At 68.7% G+C, this 15,745-nt stretch carries 19 protein-coding genes and 3 tRNA genes; 19 read left to right on the top strand and 3 right to left on the bottom strand.

The annotated features are described in order from the left end of the window. Positions 1 to 103 precede the first annotated feature (103 nt). From BN159_RS18400 to BN159_RS18360, 9 genes are all read left to right on the top strand, one after another. Positions 104 to 176: transfer RNA gene (locus BN159_RS18400), tRNA-Thr, on the top strand. A 46-nt stretch (positions 177 to 222) separates the two neighbouring features. Next, positions 223 to 295: transfer RNA gene (locus BN159_RS18395), tRNA-Met, on the top strand. A gap of 90 nt (positions 296 to 385) precedes the next feature. Continuing rightward, positions 386 to 550 carry a 50S ribosomal protein L33 gene (gene rpmG / locus BN159_RS18390; protein ID WP_003948671.1) on the top strand — a complete coding sequence of 55 codons (165 nt, stop codon included), beginning with the start codon at positions 386 to 388 and terminating at the stop codon, positions 548 to 550. A 152-nt stretch (positions 551 to 702) separates the two neighbouring features. Beyond that, complete coding sequence (locus tag BN159_RS18385) at positions 703 to 1,155, top strand: MaoC family dehydratase N-terminal domain-containing protein (protein ID WP_015658496.1); 453 nt, start codon at positions 703 to 705, stop codon at positions 1,153 to 1,155. Between the two features lie 8 nt (positions 1,156 to 1,163). Beyond that, complete coding sequence (locus BN159_RS18380) at positions 1,164 to 1,592, top strand: MaoC family dehydratase (RefSeq protein ID WP_015658495.1); 429 nt, start codon at positions 1,164 to 1,166, stop codon at positions 1,590 to 1,592. A gap of 136 nt (positions 1,593 to 1,728) precedes the next feature. After that, on the top strand, positions 1,729 to 2,298 hold the full coding sequence (locus BN159_RS18375; RefSeq protein WP_015658494.1) for a TetR/AcrR family transcriptional regulator: 570 nt from the start codon (positions 1,729 to 1,731) through the stop codon (positions 2,296 to 2,298). A gap of 92 nt (positions 2,299 to 2,390) precedes the next feature. Further along, positions 2,391 to 3,827 (top strand): MFS transporter, encoded by a 1,437-nt coding sequence (locus tag BN159_RS18370; protein ID WP_015658493.1) that lies wholly within the window; start codon positions 2,391 to 2,393, stop codon positions 3,825 to 3,827. A gap of 10 nt (positions 3,828 to 3,837) precedes the next feature. Further along, complete coding sequence (locus tag BN159_RS18365) at positions 3,838 to 4,218, top strand: DUF3291 domain-containing protein (RefSeq protein ID WP_015658492.1); 381 nt, start codon at positions 3,838 to 3,840, stop codon at positions 4,216 to 4,218. Between the two features lie 7 nt (positions 4,219 to 4,225). Then, entirely contained in the window at positions 4,226 to 5,341 is a 1,116-nt protein-coding gene (locus BN159_RS18360; protein ID WP_015658491.1) for a UDP-N-acetylmuramate dehydrogenase, read from the top strand. 10 nt (positions 5,342 to 5,351) lie between these two features. Here BN159_RS18360 and BN159_RS18355 read toward each other — a convergent pair whose 3' ends face one another. After that, the gene (locus tag BN159_RS18355) at positions 5,352 to 5,984 is read right to left on the bottom strand and encodes an NAD(P)-dependent oxidoreductase (RefSeq protein WP_015658490.1); all 633 of its coding nucleotides are present in this window, start codon (positions 5,982 to 5,984) and stop codon (positions 5,352 to 5,354) included. A gap of 112 nt (positions 5,985 to 6,096) precedes the next feature. Between BN159_RS18355 and BN159_RS18350 the strand changes: the two genes are divergently transcribed. Continuing rightward, positions 6,097 to 6,720 (top strand): TetR/AcrR family transcriptional regulator, encoded by a 624-nt coding sequence (locus BN159_RS18350; RefSeq protein WP_015658489.1) that lies wholly within the window; start codon positions 6,097 to 6,099, stop codon positions 6,718 to 6,720. 33 nt (positions 6,721 to 6,753) lie between these two features. Continuing rightward, a complete protein-coding gene (locus tag BN159_RS18345) occupies positions 6,754 to 7,446 on the top strand; it encodes a hypothetical protein (RefSeq protein WP_015658488.1) in 693 nt (230 codons plus the stop codon). Here the strand turns inward: BN159_RS18345 and BN159_RS18340 are convergent. Then, entirely contained in the window at positions 7,391 to 8,431 is a 1,041-nt protein-coding gene (locus BN159_RS18340; RefSeq protein WP_015658487.1) for an adenosine deaminase, read from the bottom strand. The genes BN159_RS18345 and BN159_RS18340 overlap by 56 nt on opposite strands. A 128-nt stretch (positions 8,432 to 8,559) precedes the next feature. Then, the gene (locus tag BN159_RS18335; RefSeq protein WP_015658486.1) at positions 8,560 to 9,783 is read right to left on the bottom strand and encodes a pyridoxal phosphate-dependent aminotransferase; all 1,224 of its coding nucleotides are present in this window, start codon (positions 9,781 to 9,783) and stop codon (positions 8,560 to 8,562) included. Between the two features lie 249 nt (positions 9,784 to 10,032). Here BN159_RS18335 and BN159_RS18330 point away from each other — a divergent pair. The 8 genes from BN159_RS18330 (at position 10,033) to rplL (ending at position 15,156) form a co-directional block, all read left to right on the top strand. Next, positions 10,033 to 10,105, top strand: a tRNA-Trp gene (locus BN159_RS18330). A gap of 108 nt (positions 10,106 to 10,213) precedes the next feature. Further along, entirely contained in the window at positions 10,214 to 10,501 is a 288-nt protein-coding gene (gene secE / locus BN159_RS18325; protein ID WP_015658485.1) for a preprotein translocase subunit SecE, read from the top strand. Between the two features lie 80 nt (positions 10,502 to 10,581). Next, on the top strand, positions 10,582 to 11,427 hold the full coding sequence (nusG, locus tag BN159_RS18320; protein ID WP_041819489.1) for a transcription termination/antitermination protein NusG: 846 nt from the start codon (positions 10,582 to 10,584) through the stop codon (positions 11,425 to 11,427). 155 nt (positions 11,428 to 11,582) lie between these two features. Next, positions 11,583 to 12,017: a 50S ribosomal protein L11 gene (rplK, locus tag BN159_RS18315; RefSeq protein WP_015658483.1), complete on the top strand. Its 435-nt coding sequence runs from the start codon at positions 11,583 to 11,585 to the stop codon at positions 12,015 to 12,017. 79 nt (positions 12,018 to 12,096) lie between these two features. Beyond that, the gene (gene rplA / locus BN159_RS18310; protein ID WP_015658482.1) at positions 12,097 to 12,822 is read left to right on the top strand and encodes a 50S ribosomal protein L1; all 726 of its coding nucleotides are present in this window, start codon (positions 12,097 to 12,099) and stop codon (positions 12,820 to 12,822) included. Between the two features lie 162 nt (positions 12,823 to 12,984). Then, positions 12,985 to 13,854 (top strand): LolA-like protein, encoded by an 870-nt coding sequence (locus BN159_RS18305; protein ID WP_015658481.1) that lies wholly within the window; start codon positions 12,985 to 12,987, stop codon positions 13,852 to 13,854. A gap of 280 nt (positions 13,855 to 14,134) precedes the next feature. Then, positions 14,135 to 14,665 carry a 50S ribosomal protein L10 gene (gene rplJ / locus BN159_RS18300; protein WP_015658480.1) on the top strand — a complete coding sequence of 177 codons (531 nt, stop codon included), beginning with the start codon at positions 14,135 to 14,137 and terminating at the stop codon, positions 14,663 to 14,665. A 107-nt stretch (positions 14,666 to 14,772) separates the two neighbouring features. Beyond that, positions 14,773 to 15,156: a 50S ribosomal protein L7/L12 gene (gene rplL / locus BN159_RS18295; protein ID WP_086016530.1), complete on the top strand. Its 384-nt coding sequence runs from the start codon at positions 14,773 to 14,775 to the stop codon at positions 15,154 to 15,156. Positions 15,157 to 15,745 lie beyond the last annotated feature (589 nt).

Raw genomic sequence — 15,745 nt, 5'->3', positions numbered from 1 at the left:
CGCCTGGGAAGCCCGCCGGATCGGGGCGCCGATCCGGGTGCCGAGGGTGCCGCGAAACGGATTTGGGTGAACGGCGGCGGAGCGTGTAATGTCTTCATCGCTCGCCCCAATAGCTCAGTCGGCAGAGCGTCTCCATGGTAAGGAGAAGGTCAACGGTTCGATTCCGTTTTGGGGCTCTGGTGTGAAAGGTTCCCGTCGCAAGACGGGAACTGATCGCATCACAGCGGTGTAGCTCAGTCGGTAGAGCAAGCGGCTCATAATCGCTGTGTCACCGGTTCAAGTCCGGTCACCGCTACTGACAGTAGCCGATTGTGGGGTCGGTCCTTCGATCGGCTACTCTTCTTTGCGTTAAATCAATCCTATCCGTTCGTCAAGGAGCACTCACGTGGCTGCCACCGACGTCCGCCCGAAGATCACGCTGGCCTGCGTGGAGTGCAAGGAGCGGAACTACATCACCAAGAAGAACCGGCGTAACAACCCGGACCGACTGGAGATGAAGAAGCACTGCCCGCGTTGCAACGCGCACACCGCGCACCGCGAGACGCGATAAATCAGGCTCGTACGCGAGGCCGTCCCCGTAACAGGGGGCGGCCTCGCGTCGTTTCGTCGGCCGGAACCGAGCGGTAACCCCCCTCGGGCCCGGCTCCGGCAAGCTCAGAGCAGACCGGGAAGTCACAGCAGACACCAGGAGGTGCCGAGCCCATGGCGCTCGACCAGTCCTTCGTCGGGCGGACCTATCCGCCCACCGATCCCTACGAGGTCGGCCGCGAGAAGATCCGTGAGTTCGCGGAGGCGGTGGGGGACGCCAACCCTGCGTACACGGACCCGGAGGCCGCCAAGGCGCTCGGCCACCCCGATGTGATCGCCCCGCCGACCTTCGTCTTCGCGATCACGTTCAAGGCGGCCGGCGAGGTCGTCGCCGACCCTCAGCTCGGCCTGGACTACAGCCGGGTGGTGCACGGCGACCAGAAGTTCGCCTACGCCCGTCCGGTGCGCGCCGGGGACCGGCTGACGGTCACCTCGACCATCGAGGCGATCAAGTCCCTCGCGGGCAACGACATCCTGGACATCCGCGGCGAGGTCCACGACGAGGCGGGGGAGCACGTTGTGACCGCCTGGACGAAGCTGGTCGCCCGCGCGGCCGAGGAGGCGTGAGCAACACCATGACGGCGAAGATTTCGTACGGCGACGTCGAGGTCGGCACCGAGCTGCCCGCGCAGACGTTCCCTGTGACTCGTGCCACGCTCGTCCAGTACGCGGGCGCCTCGGGCGACTTCAACCCGATCCACTGGAACGAGAAGTTCGCCAAGGAGGTCGGGCTGCCGGACGTCATCGCGCACGGCATGTTCACCATGGCCGAGGCGATCCGCGTGGTGACCGACTGGGCCGGTGACCCGGGCGCGGTCGTCGAGTACGGCGTCCGCTTCACCAAGCCCGTCGTCGTCCCGAACGACGACCAGGGCGCCACGATCGAGGTCAGCGGCAAGGTCGCGGCCAAGCTCGACGACAACACGGTCCGCGTGGACCTGACGGCCACCAGCGCGGGCCAGAAGGTACTGGGCATGTCCCGGGCGGTCGTACGCCTGGCCTGACGGCACGCACGCGTGGCTGCGATGTAAGGGGCGTCCTCCCTCGTGGGGCGCCCCTTACTGCTGGGTCCCCGACCGCTCACACCAGTGGTACCCCAGCCCTTGACGAAGTTAGTGATTGAGTACTAACTTACTTCTCATGGTCAGGATGAGCGCAGAAGAGAGGCGCGAGAGCGTCATCCGCGCGGCGATGAGCGAGTTCGCCCGCGGCGGTTATCACGGCACGTCGACCGAGGCGATCGCCAAGCGGGTCGGGGTGTCGCAGCCGTACCTCTTCCGGCTCTTCCCGGGCAAGAAGGCGATCTTCCTGGCGGCTGCGACTCGCTGCGTCGAGGAGACCATCCGTACCTTCGCCGAGGCCTCCAAGGGGCTGGAGGGTGAAGAGGCCCTGCATGCCATGGCGAACGCGTACACCCAGGTCATCGCCGAGCACCCGGAGCGGCTGCTCATGCAGATGCAGACGTACGTCGCCGTGGGGGCTGCCGAGGAGGAGGGTGACCACGAGTTCGGCGCGGCGGTGCGCGACGGCTGGATGCGGCTGTGGGACACCGTTCACTTGCCGCTCGGGGCCGACATCGACGAGACGACGACCTTCATGGCGTACGGCATGCTCGTCAACTGCCTGGTCGCCATGGGATTCCCGCCCGAGCACCGGGTGTGGGAGGGGCTCTACCCGTCCGCCCGCACCAAGGGGCGGCTCGAACACTGAGGCACAAGGAAGGCGTTCCGGCGCCTTTTCATGATCGCAGAAGTTAGTCATCAATTACTAACCGAACTGGCTGAACACCCTCTGGGGGAGAGATGTCACAGCAGACCGCACCTCGTGGAGGACCCGTCTGGGCCCTCGTCATCACCAGCGTCGCCGGATTCATGGCAGCCCTGGACAACCTGGTCGTCACCACCGCGCTGCCCTCCATCCGGGAGGACCTCGGCGGGGGACTGCACGACCTGGAATGGACGGTGAGCGCCTACACGCTCACCTTCGCCGTCCTGCTGATGTTCGGCGCGGCGCTCGGCGACCGCTTCGGGCGCCGCCGGCTCTTCCTCGTCGGGATCACGATCTTCACCGGCGCCTCCGCCGCCGCGGCCATGGCACCCGGCATCGACTCCCTGATCGCCGCCCGCGCGGTGCAGGGCGTCGGAGCGGCGATCATGATGCCGCTGACGCTGACCCTGCTGACGGCCGCCGTGCCCGCCGCCAAGCGCGGGATGGCGTTCGGGATCTGGGGCGCGGTCAACGGGCTTGCGGTCGCCTCCGGGCCGCTCATCGGCGGCAGCCTCACCGAACACATCTCCTGGCAGTGGATCTTCTGGCTGAACGTTCCGCTCGGCCTGATCCTGCTCCCGCTCGCCCGGCTGCGCCTCGCCGAGTCGCACGGCACCGGCGCCCCGCTCGACGTCCCCGGCACCCTCCTGGCCAGCGGCGGCCTCTTCGGCATCGTCTACGGCCTGGTCCGCGGCCCCGCCGACGGCTGGACCGCGCCCCTGGTCCTCACCGGCCTCTTCGCCGGCGGCGCCCTGCTCGTCGGCTTCGTCCTCTACAGCACCCGCGCCAAGAACCCGATGCTGCCGATGCGGCTGTTCCGCTCCCGCGCCTTCTCCGGGATCAACGCCGCGAGCATGCTGATGTTCCTCGGCATGTTCGGCTCGATCTTCCTGCTCAGCCAGTACATGCAGGGCGTGCTCGGCTACTCGCCCACCGAGGCGGGACTGCGGATGCTGCCCTGGACCGGTATGCCGATGCTGGTCGCGCCGATCGCCGGCATCCTCTCCGACCGGATCGGCGGCCGCCCGGTCGTCGCCACCGGCCTCTTCCTCCAGGCCGCGGGCCTCGGCTACCTGTCCTACGTCATCACCGCGGACGCCTCCTACGGCATCCAGTTGCCCGGCCTCGTCATCAGCGGCGTCGGCATGGCCCTGTTCTTCGCACCCGCCTCCGCCCTGGTCATGTCCAGCGTCCGGGCCTCGGAACAGGGCATCGCCTCCGGCGCCAACAACGCGCTGCGCGAGGTGGGCGGCGCGCTCGGCATCGCCATCATGTCGTCGATCTTCGCGGCCCAGGGCGGCTACGAGACCGGACAGACCTTCGTCGACGGACTGAAGCCCGCCCTCGTGACCGGCGCCTCGCTGGTCGCCGTCGCCGGAGTCGCCGCCCTGTGCATCCCGGGCCGCAAGCGCGCCGAGCGCATCGAGAGCCCGGAGACACCCGCCCCCGTACTCGAGACCGTCGGCCGCTGAGGAGGACACCATGCCCACCCTTCCCTGGACCGTCCCGAACACCCCGCCCACCGGCACCGAGGTGCATGTCTTCGCCTCCCGCTTCGAGACTCGCAGCCGCTGGGGCGCGCTGAAGTTCTTCCTCCGCACCCCGGGCGTGTGGCGGCAGGTCAGCCGGGCGCCCGGCGCGTACGGCGCCACCCTGAAGGCGCAGCCGCTCAAGCGGACCTTCTGGACCCTGTCCGCCTGGGAGTCGCCGCAGGCCCTCAAGACCTTCGCCCGCTCCGGCACTCACGCCCCGACCTCCCGGGGCCTGGCCCCCCTCATGCGGGACGCGAAGTTCGCCACCTGGACGGCCAGGAGCGACGAGCTCCCGCTCGACTGGGCCGAGGCCGCCCGCCGGCTGAGCTGAGCCCTGGATGTCGTACCGAAGACGGCCCTGCCCTGAGCGGTGGGGCCGTTCTCGTACCCTTGAGCGCGTGCAGGAACTCCACGATGCCCCGCTCGCCCCGCTGACCACCTTCCGGCTGGGCGGACCGGCCACCCGGCTGGTCACCGCCACCACCGATGCCGAGGTGATCGCCGCCGTCCGCGAGGCCGACGCCGCGGGCACGCCGCTCTTGCTGATCGGAGGCGGCTCGAACCTGGTCATCGGCGACAAGGGCTTCGAGGGAACCGCGCTGGTCATCGCCACCAAGGGCCTCGAAATCGTCGGCACGCGCATGGAGCTCGCCGCGGGCGAGGTGTGGACCGACGCCGTCGCCCGCACCGTCGAGGCCGGACTCGCCGGCGTCGAGTGCCTGGCCGGCATCCCCGGCTCGGCGGGCGCGACCCCGATCCAGAATGTGGGCGCGTACGGCCAGGAGGTCTCCTCCACCATCACCGAGGTGATCGCCTACGACCGACGCAGCGGCGAGACCGTCACGCTGACGAACGAGGAGTGCGCCTTCTCCTACCGTCACAGCCGCTTCAAGGCGGACCCCGAGCGGTATGTCGTCCTGCGCGTCCGGTTCGAGCTGGAGGACGCCGACGGGCTGTCCGGGCCGATCAAGTACGCCGAGACCGCCCGTGCCCTTGGCGTCGAGCCCGGTGACCGGGTGCCGCTGGCCTCCGCGCGGGAGACCGTCCTGAAGCTGCGTGCCGGAAAGGGCATGGTCCTGGACCCCGAGGACCACGACACCTGGTCGGCCGGATCGTTCTTCACCAACCCGATCCTCACCGACGAACAGTTTGCGGCCTTCCGCGCGCGCGTGCAGGAGCGGCTCGGCGACGGCGTGGAGCCCCCGGCCTACCCGGCGGGGGAGGGGCGCACCAAGACCTCCGCCGCCTGGCTGATCGACAAGGCGGGCTTCACCAAGGGCTATGGCAGCGGGCCCGCGCGGATCTCCACCAAGCACACCCTCGCCCTCACCAACCGGGGCGCGGCGACCACCGAGGACCTGCTGGCGCTGGCCCGCGAGGTCGTCGGCGGAGTCCGCGAGGCCTTCGGGATCACGCTGGTCAACGAGCCGGTGACGGTCGGCGTAAGCCTCTAGCGCGCAGAGTTCAGTAGGCCACACCCACCCCCTGCTTCACCGTCCCCGCGTCCTCGGTCATCGCCAGCATCGCGTGCGCCACGTCCGCGCGGCCGATGAAGCGGCTCCTGGCCGGGGTGCCGCCGACCACCGTGCGGTACATCCCGGTGAGCGGCTTTTCCTGGAGGCGGGGCGGACGCACCGAGGTCCAGTCCACGGCACTGCGGGCGAGCTCCGCCTCCATCTCCCTGAGGTCGTCGTAGACGCCCTTGAGGACCGCGGAGACCATGGCACGCATCGCGCGGTCGAGCGGGCCGTCCTGCGGCGCGGCCGGTCCGAGCGGGGCCGCGCTCACCACCAGCAGCCGCCGCGTGCCCTCGGCCTCCATGGCCCGCAGCACCGCGCGGGTGAGCCGGGTGGTGACTCCGGCGTCCTTGCGGCTGCGGGCGCCGAGACCGGACAGGACGGCGTCGCGGCCGGTCACGGCGGGGCGTACGGCCTCGGGGTCGGTCAGATCCGCGCGGAACACCTCCAGGCCCGCGCCCGTCACCGGGAGCCGCGCGGGATCCCGTACGACCGCCGTCACCTGGTGCCCGGCGGTCAGCGCCTGCCGGACGATTTCCTGGCCGATGCCGCCGGTGGCACCGAACACCGTGAGCTTCATGGCTTCTCCCCACTACACCGTGAGTTGGTGGGTGAGTATTCACTCACCCCCACTTTGTCTCTAGAGTGGGTAAGTACTCACCCACCCGTCAACCCCGGTAAGGTCCCCATCCGTGGAATCCGCGCAGAAGCCCGCCCGCGTCCGCATCCTCGACGCCGCCCATGACCTGATGCTCACCGTCGGGCTCGGCCGGGCCACCACCAAGGAGATCGCCAAGGCGGCCGGGTGTTCCGAGGCCGCGCTCTACAAGTACTTCGAGAGCAAGGAAGAGCTGTTCGTCCGGGTCCTCAGCGAGCGGCTGCCCCGGCTGACGCCCCTGCTCAGCGGACTCACGGCCGAGCCCGGGACCGGCACCCTGGAGGGCAACCTGACCCGGATCGCCCGGCAGGCGGCCCTCTTCTACGAGCAGAGCTTCCCGATCGCCGCCTCCCTGTACGCCGAGGCACAGCTCAAGCGGCGGCACGACGACGCGCTGCGCAAGATCGGCGCCGGCCCGCACCTGCCGATCGAGGCCCTGGACGCCTATCTGCGCGCCGAGCAGACCGCGGGCCGCGTCCGCGCGGGTGCCGACACCTTCGCGGCCGCCTCCCTGCTCCTCGGCGCCTGCGCCCAGCGCGCCTTCGCCTACGACGCCACCCCGGACGGCGAACGCCCGCCCGTGGACGACTTCGCCGCCCGGCTCGCCCGGACCCTGCTGGGCGGAATCTCCGTTGCGCCGGACGACGCCCGACCGTGACCCTGATGCCATGAGGCAGATGAGGCATCGCACATGCGACTGAGGCTGACCGAGTTCAGGCCCCGTACCGGGCCGTACGAACACCGCGTGGTCCAGCCCCGCACCCCCCTGCGCCACACGTCACTGACGGCACCCGACCCCATCGGCCTGCTGCTCGGTGACCACGACGGCCTGAACCGGCTGGCCGGACTCTTCTCCTTCGCCGCCTGCTCCCGGCACACGATCGTCCACGTCCCCCTGCGCGACGGAGTCCCGCCCGACGAGGGCGTGGGCGAGCAGGTCGACCTGGTCCTCGCCCACCACACGCTCGGTCTGCGCCCCAGCCAATGGCCCGCACTGCGCGCCAGAATGCGCCAGGGCACCCCGCTGACCGTCGGCACCGACGAGGCACGCACCGCGCGGGACGCGAAGACCTGGCAGACGCGGCACGACCGCGACGACCTGCGGCATGCCACCCACGCGCGGACGCTCTTCCTGTTCGGCAGCCGGGACGTGTTCGCCCACACCGCATCCGAACTCGCCCGCGCGGCAGGCTTCGGGCCCCGCCAGAAGGGCGTCGTCAAAGGGCGCTCGACGATGATGGGGTGCCTGGCGCTGGTCCAGCCGCCCGGCGGAGGACACCCCGTCGAGGTCCTGATCTGCTTCAAGCCCTATCCGCCGTACGCCCACTTCAGGCGGCCGGGCGAGTCAGCCACTCGTCCACACCGGACAGCAGCCGCGCCTTGACCTCCTCCGGCGCCGCGGACGCCCGTACCGACTGCCGGGCCAGTTCCGCCAGTTCCGCGTCCGTGAAGGCGTGGTGCCGCCGGGCGATGTCGTACTGGGCCGCGAGCCGGGAGCCGAAGAGCAGGGGGTCGTCCGCGCCCAGGGCCAGCGGGACACCGGCCTCGAACAGGGTGCGCAGAGGGACGTCCCCCGGCTTCTCGTAGACGCCGAGGGCCACGTTCGACGCCGGGCACACCTCGCAGGTCACGCCGCGGTCCGCGAGGCGCTTCAGCAGCCGCGGGTCCTCCGCCGCGCGCACGCCGTGGCCGATCCGGTCGGCGTCCAGGTCGTCCAGGCAGTCGCGGACCGAGGCCGGGCCCGTCAGCTCGCCGCCGTGCGGAGCGGAGAGCAGACCGCCCTCGCGGGCAATGGAGAACGCCCGGTCGAAGTCGCGCGCCATGCCCCGCCGTTCGTCGTTGGACAGCCCGAAGCCGACCACTCCCCGGTCCGCGTACCGCACCGCGAGCCGCGCCAGCGTGCGGGCGTCCAGCGGGTGCTTCATCCGGTTCGCCGCCACCAGGACCCGCATCCCGAGCCCCGTCTCCCGCGACGTGGTCTCCACCGCGTCCAGGATGATCTCCAGCGCCGGGATCAGCCCGCCGAGCCGGGGCGCGTACGACGTCGGGTCCACCTGGATCTCCAGCCAGCCCGAGCCGTCGTTCAGGTCCTCCTCGGCCGCCTCGCGCACCAGGCGCTGAATGTCCTCGGGCTGCCGCAGGCACGAGCGCGCCGCGTCGTACAGCCGCTGGAAGCGGAACCAGCCCCGCTCGTCCGTCGCCCGCAACTGCGGCGGTTCCCCGCTCGTCAGGGCTTCCGTGAGCACCTCGGGCAGGCGCACGCCGTACTTGTCGGCCAGTTCCAGGACGGTGCCGGGCCGCATCGACCCGGTGAAGTGCAGGTGCAGATGGGCCTTCGGCAGCTCAGAGACATCACGTACACGCTCCATCCCAGGATCCTGCCGTACGCAACCGCCGTACCGGTACCGCTTTCCCCGTTCGTGGTCTTGCTCGCACAAAGAACGGGGCTCCTACGAAATTTCGTAGGAGCCCCGCGAGAGCCTGTCGGCTGCTTGGGCTACTTGGCCTCGGCCAGCAGCTTCTGGATCCGGCTGACGCCCTCGACGAGGTCCTCGTCACCGAGCGCGTACGACAGCCGCAGATAGCCCGGCGTGCCGAAGGCCTCGCCCGGGACGACCGCGACCTCGGCCTCCTCCAGGATCAGCTCGGCCAGCTCCACGCTGCTCTGCGGACGCTTGCCGCGGATCTCCTTGCCCAGCAGGCCCTTGACCGACGGGTACGCGTAGAAGGCGCCCTCGGGCTCCGGGCAGACCACGCCGTCGATCTCGTTGAGCATCCGCACGATCGTCCTGCGGCGGCGGTCGAAGGCCTCGCGCATCTTCGCGACCGCGTCCAGGTCACCGGAGACGGCGGCGAGCGCGGCCACCTGCGCCACGTTCGAGACGTTCGACGTCGCGTGCGACTGGAGGTTGGTCGCGGCCTTGACGACGTCCTTCGGGCCGATGACCCAGCCCACCCGCCAGCCGGTCATGGCGTAGGTCTTGGCGACACCGTTGACCACGACGCACTTGTCGCGCAGCTCGGGCAGCAGCCCCGGCAGGGAGACCGCGGCGGCGTCGCCGTACACCAGGTGCTCGTAGATCTCGTCCGTCATCACCCACAGGCCGTGCTCGACGGCCCAGCGGCCGATCGCCTCGGTCTCGGCCTCGCTGTAGACGGCGCCGGTCGGGTTGGACGGCGACACGAAGAGGACGACCTTGGTCTTCTCCGTGCGCGCGGCCTCCAGCTGCTCCACGGAGACGCGGTAGTCGGTCGTCTCGTCCGCGACGACGTCGACCGGGACACCGCCGGCCAGGCGGATGGACTCCGGGTACGTCGTCCAGTACGGCGCCGGGACGATGACCTCGTCGCCCGGGTCGAGGATCGCGGCGAAGGCCTCGTAGATGGCCTGCTTGCCGCCGTTGGTGACCAGGATCTGCGAGACGTCGGGCTCATAGCCGGAGTCGCGCAGCGTCTTCGCGGCGATCGCGGCCTTCAGCTCGGGCAGACCGCCGGCCGGGGTGTAGCGGTGGTACTTGGGGTTCTTGCACGCCTCGATGGCGGCCTCGACGATGTAGTCGGGCGTCGGGAAGTCGGGCTCACCGGCGCCGAAGCCGATCACCGGACGCCCGGCGGCCTTGAGGGCCTTGGCCTTGGCGTCCACGGCGAGGGTGGCGGACTCGGAGATCGCGCCGACTCGGGCGGAGACCCGGCGCTCGGTGGGAGGGGTTGCAGCGCTCATGGGCCCATCGTTCCAGACCCGAAACGACCCCGGCACGCGGGTTTCACAGACTGAACAACGGCTGAACAACCGTCCGGATCCACCCCGCACGCTGGGCGATCTTGCATCCCCAAGGCGCCTACGGGCACTTTCTGTTCGACGAGGGGCCCGAGACCACGTACACTCTCACCTCGTTGGCCTTCAGCAGCCCGCACTCATACGGTGCACACCGAGCACCCGTCCGGATGCGGTACGTTGGGGAACACACAAAGGGTCGTAGCTCAATTGGTAGAGCACTGGTCTCCAAAACCAGCGGTTGGGGGTTCAAGTCCCTCCGGCCCTGCTACACACACCTTCGCCAGGATGTGTGCGCATGTACGTACAGCAATGCACCGCCGTGCGGCTCAGACCGGGCGCGGCACGGCCACGACCCGGAATCAGGTGAGGACGAGTGACGGACGCCGTGGGCTCCATCGACATGCCTGATGCCCAGGACGAGGCGCCGGATTCCAAGAAGAAGACCCGCAAGGGCGGTAAGCGTGCCAAGAAGGGCCCGCTGAAGCGTCTTGCCCTCTTCTACCGGCAGATCGTCGCCGAGCTTCGCAAGGTCGTCTGGCCGACGCGCAGTCAGCTGACGACTTACACGACCGTGGTGATTGTCTTTGTCGTCATCATGATCGGCCTGGTGACCGTGATTGACTATGGGCTCGACCACGCCGCCAAGTACGTCTTCGGCTGAGCCAGGAGCGAAGGGCGCCGCGGTTACCGGCGCCCCTTTTCGCATGTTCCACCCCTATGTACCAGGAAGAAGCAGCCACCGTGTCTGACCAGAACCTGAACGACGCCGTCGAGCCGGACGAGAGCGTGTCCGTGGAAGATGAGCTCGACATCGTCGAGGGCGCGGACGAGGACCTGGACGAGGTCGAGGCTGCCGACGCCGAGGCGGGCGAGCCCGCGGAGGAAGCGGCCGTGCACGTCGAGGACGAGGCCGCCGAAGCCGAGGACGAGGCCGTCGCCGAGGAGACCGAGGAAGAGCCGGCCGAGCCGGTCGACCCCGTCGTCGCCCTGCGCGAGGAGCTGCGCACGCTGCCCGGCGAGTGGTACGTCATCCACACCTACGCCGGTTACGAGAACCGCGTGAAGACCAACCTGGAGCAGCGCGCCGTCTCGCTCAACGTCGAGGACTACATCTTCCAGGCCGAGGTGCCGCAGGAAGAGGTCGTCCAGATCAAGAACGGCGACCGCAAGACCATCCGCCAGAACAAGCTCCCCGGCTATGTCCTGGTGCGCATGGACCTGACCAACGAGTCCTGGGGCGTCGTCCGCAACACCCCCGGCGTCACCGGCTTCGTGGGCAACGCCTACGACCCGTACCCGCTGACCCTGGACGAGATCGTCAAGATGCTCGCCCCGGAGGCCGAGGAGAAGGCCGCTCGCGAGGCCGCCGAGGCCGAGGGCAAGCCGGCTCCGGCCCGCAAGGTCGAGGTCCAGGTGCTGGACTTCGAGGTCGGCGACTCGGTCACCGTCACCGACGGTCCGTTCGCCACGCTCCAGGCGACGATCAACGAGATCAACCCCGACTCCAAGAAGGTCAAGGGTCTGGTGGAGATCTTCGGTCGCGAGACCCCGGTCGAGCTGAGCTTCGACCAGATCCAGAAGAACTGACTCTTTCTGGACGAACGCTTCCGAGCAGGTCAGGCATCGCCTGACCTGCTCGGTTTTTGGCCGCACAGCCATACCCGTTATCGTTGTGCGGTATGCCTGCGTCCGGGTGGTCCCCGGATGGAGGCAGGACCCGAATCGAAAGGACCCGGAGAGCTATGCCTCCCAAGAAGAAGAAGGTCACGGGGCTCATCAAGCTCCAGATCCAGGCCGGTGCCGCCAACCCGGCTCCGCCGGTCGGCCCCGCGCTGGGTCAGCACGGCGTCAACATCATGGAGTTCTGCAAGGCCTACAACGCCGCGACCGAGTCGCAGCGCGGTTGGGTCATCCCGGTGGAGATCACGGTCTACGAGGACCGTTCCTTCACCTTCGTGACCAAGACGCCGCCGGCCGCCAAGATGATCCTCAAGGCCGCGGGCGTGGAGAAGGGCTCCGGCGAGCCGCACAAGACCAAGGTCGCCAAGATCACCGAGGCGCAGGTCCGCGAGATCGCCACCACGAAGATGCCCGACCTCAACGCCAATGACCTGGACGCCGCGTCCAAGATCATCGCCGGCACCGCCCGTTCCATGGGCATCACGGTCGAGGGCTGAACCCCAACCTCCCAGCAGTAGTAGTGGCAGGGCCTGCTCGGCCTGGACCACAACTCCTAAAGAAACCCCAGGAGCAGTAGTGAGCAAGCGCAGCAAGTCTCTCCGCGCTGCGGACGCCAAGATCGACCGGGACAAGCTCTACGCCCCGCTCGAGGCCGTCCGTCTCGCCAAGGAGACCTCCACGACCAAGTTCGACGGCACCGTCGAGGTCGCCTTCCGTCTGGGTGTCGACCCGCGCAAGGCCGACCAGATGGTCCGTGGCACCGTGAACCTGCCGCACGGCACCGGCAAGACTGCCCGGGTCCTGGTCTTCGCGACCGGTGACCGTGCTGCGGCCGCGGAGGCCGCGGGCGCCGACATCGTCGGCTCCGACGAGCTCATCGACGAGGTGTCGAAGGGCCGTCTGGACTTCGACGCCGTCGTCGCCACCCCTGACCTCATGGGCAAGGTCGGCCGCCTCGGCCGTGTCCTCGGCCCGCGTGGTCTGATGCCGAACCCGAAGACCGGCACCGTGACCCCGGACGTGGCCAAGGCCGTGACCGAGATCAAGGGCGGCAAGATCGAGTTCCGCGTCGACAAGCACTCGAACCTGCACTTCATCATCGGCAAGGCGTCCTTCGACGACACCAAGCTGGTGGAGAACTACGGCGCCGCGCTGGAGGAGATCCTCCGTCTGAAGCCGTCGGCCGCCAAGGGTCGCTACATCAAGAAGGCCGCCATCACCACCACGATGGGCCCCGGCATTCCGGTCGACCCGAACCGCACGCGCAACCTCCTCGTCGAGGAGGACCCGGCCGCCGTCTGAGCGCCCGAGGCCTGACGGGCCCCGCACCTTTCGAGGTGCGGGGCCCGTTCCCGTTCCATAACGTTGCCCGGGGCATCCGAAAATCAGGCGACGCTGGGTTACTGATCGGTTAGGCTCGCGCTTCCGCTGTGAATCGGTCATGTGTTCCTTGGGGGGAATCGAATGACTTCTGTACGACGTTCCGCGCGCGCTCGGACGATCGGTGCCGGACTGGCCGCCGTGGCCCTCGCCGCCGGCGCGGTGAGCTGTTCCAAGGGTGATGCCGAGGGGGCGGCCGGGGACTCCCCGAAGATGACGCCCGCGGCCGCCGTGGCCAAGGCCGCCAAGAACTCGGACGACATCACGTCCCTGCGCTACCGCATGACCGGCGAGGTGCCGGAGCAGGGCCGGGTCAAGGCCGAGGCCGCCATGCGCATGAAGCCCGACGTGGCCATGAGCATGAAGATGACGGCCCTTGACCAGGGGGCGGACGGCTCCGCCGAGATCCGGCTCGTCGACAAGGCCATGTACATCGGCGGCAACGCCGAGATGGCCAAGGAGATGGACGGCAAGAGCTGGATGAAGTTCGACCTGTCCGCGCTCGGGGACGACGCGCTCGGCGGGGGCGCTCCCGGGGCCGGCCAGGCCGAGCAGAACCCGGCCACCGAGTCCACCTTCCTGACCGGCGCCGAGGACGTGAAGAAGCTCGGCAGCGAGAAGGTCGACGGCGTCGAGACGACCCACTACCGGGGCACCGTCACCCTCGACACCCTCCGCGACTCCTTCAAGGACGAGGACAAGGAGACGCGCGAGAAGCGCGAGAAAAGCCTCAAGCAGTACGAGGACATGGGCGTCGACGAGATGACCATGGACATGTGGATCGACGGCGACGACCACACCAAGCAGTTCCGGATGAAGGGCGAGGCGGACAAGGGCCGGCTCGACCTGACCATCACCTTCCTCGACTACAACAAGCCGGTGACCATCAAGGCTCCGCCCGCCAAGGACACCATGGACCTGGCGGAGATGATGAACGACCTAGAGAGCAGCTGAGCGGCGTAGGACCGGATTTGCTTGACGGGGATCCGGTCACGTACTCTCCTACAGAAGCCAAAGACCGCTGGTCGTTGCCGTGCACTCGTAAGAGGGCGCGGTGGCCGAAGGATCCGCTGAACTGCGGACGACCCGCGCAGGTGACTGTGGAAGTTGCTCCCGCATGGTTCTCCATGATGGTCGAGCTACGCCCCGTGCGCCTGCGCCGGGGCGTTTCGTTTTCTCCAGTCCTCCTTCGGGCCCGCGCGGTCCTCATCACCCGGAAGGAGGCTGACGCTTTATGCCGACGCCCGACAAGGCTGCCACGGTAGCCGAGCTGACGGACAAGTTCCGCAGCTCGAACGCCGCTGTGCTGACCGAGTACCGGGGTCTCACCGTGGCGCAGCTCAAGACGCTGCGTCGTTCCCTCGGTGAGAACGCCCAGTACGCCGTGGTGAAGAACACGCTGACCAAGATTGCGGCCAACGAGGCCGGGATCACGCTGGACGACCAGCTCTTCGCTGGTCCGACGGCCGTCGCCTTCGTCACCGGTGACCCGGTGGAGTCGGCGAAGGGTCTTCGTGACTTCGCCAAGGACAACCCGAACCTCGTCATCAAGGGCGGTGTCCTTGACGGCAAGGCGCTGTCCGCCGACGAGATCAAGAAGCTTGCGGACCTCGAGTCCCGCGAGGTTCTGCTCGCCAAGCTGGCGGGCGCCATGAAGGGCAAGCAGACGCAGGCTGCTCAGGTCTTCCAGGCGCTCCCGTCGAAGCTCGTCCGCACCGTGGACGCGCTTCGCGCCAAGCAGGACGAGCAGGGCGGTGCCGAGTAACTCGGCTCGCATCATGACCGCCGCCTGACGCGGTGGTCGTAGCGGGCCGAACGTACGCCCGCCAGACATGTACATCCGGCACCAGCCGAATTAGTGGAAGGAAAGCCATCGTGGCTCTCACCCAGGACGAACTGCTCGCCGAGTTCGAGGGCATGACCCTCATCCAGCTCTCCGAGTTCGTGAAGGCGTTCGAGGAGAAGTTCGACGTCACCGCCGCCGCCGCCGTCGCCGTTGCCGGCCCGGCCGGGCCGGCCGCCGCCGTGCCGCAGGAAGAGGAGAAGGACGAGTTCGACGTCATCCTCACCGGCGCCGGCGACAAGAAGATCCAGGTCATCAAGGTCGTGCGTGAGCTGACCTCCCTCGGCCTGAAGGAGGCCAAGGACCTGGTGGACGGCGCCCCGAAGCCCGTCCTCGAGAAGGTCGCCAAGGACGCCGCCGAGAAGGCCGCCGAGTCCCTCAAGGGCGCCGGCGCCTCCGTCGAGGTCAAGTAACACCTCACGGGTCCGGGTACGGACTCACCGCGAGCTGATTTCGGCCCCGTAGGGCTGTAACGCGAGCGCACCGAAGAGCGATCATCCATCCGGGTGGTCGCTCTTCGGCGTTCCCGGAGGGCGGGCCGCGGTTGCCTTGCACCCGAGGTCGCGGGGGGTATGGTGATCTTCGTCGTGTCTCCGGTCACCCCGGTTCCGGCATGAGGGGCCTTGACGAACCGCACGCAGCGCGCAATTCTCAGGACGCGTCGTCACAACGGTCCGAATCCGAGGCATGGATCGACGACGAAGAGGGCAGTATCAACGTGCATCGAGGGCGGGCATGCCGAGGGCGTTGAGAACGAGGGCGTTGAGCACAACAAGGGTCGCGAAAAACCCGCACTGGACATCAGTGTGCCAAGTGGCTACACTGACCCTTTGCGCTGCCTGTTAGCTGTCCCCTGCCCGTCACCAGGGGCATGCCCTCACCTGAGCACAGACGACCGGACCACCCCTGACCTGGCCAAACGGCCAAAATGGGGAACCTGTCTCCGTGCCCCGGGCGAGGGGCCGGTACGCGCGTAGTGAGTCCGAGCCCTCGGAAGGACCC

Origin of the sequence: Streptomyces davaonensis JCM 4913 (assembly GCF_000349325.1) — a bacterium.
GTDB lineage: Bacteria > Actinomycetota > Actinomycetes > Streptomycetales > Streptomycetaceae > Streptomyces > Streptomyces davaonensis.
Note: the sequence above shows the minus strand (reverse complement) of the source record. Positions and strands in the feature narration are given on the sequence as shown.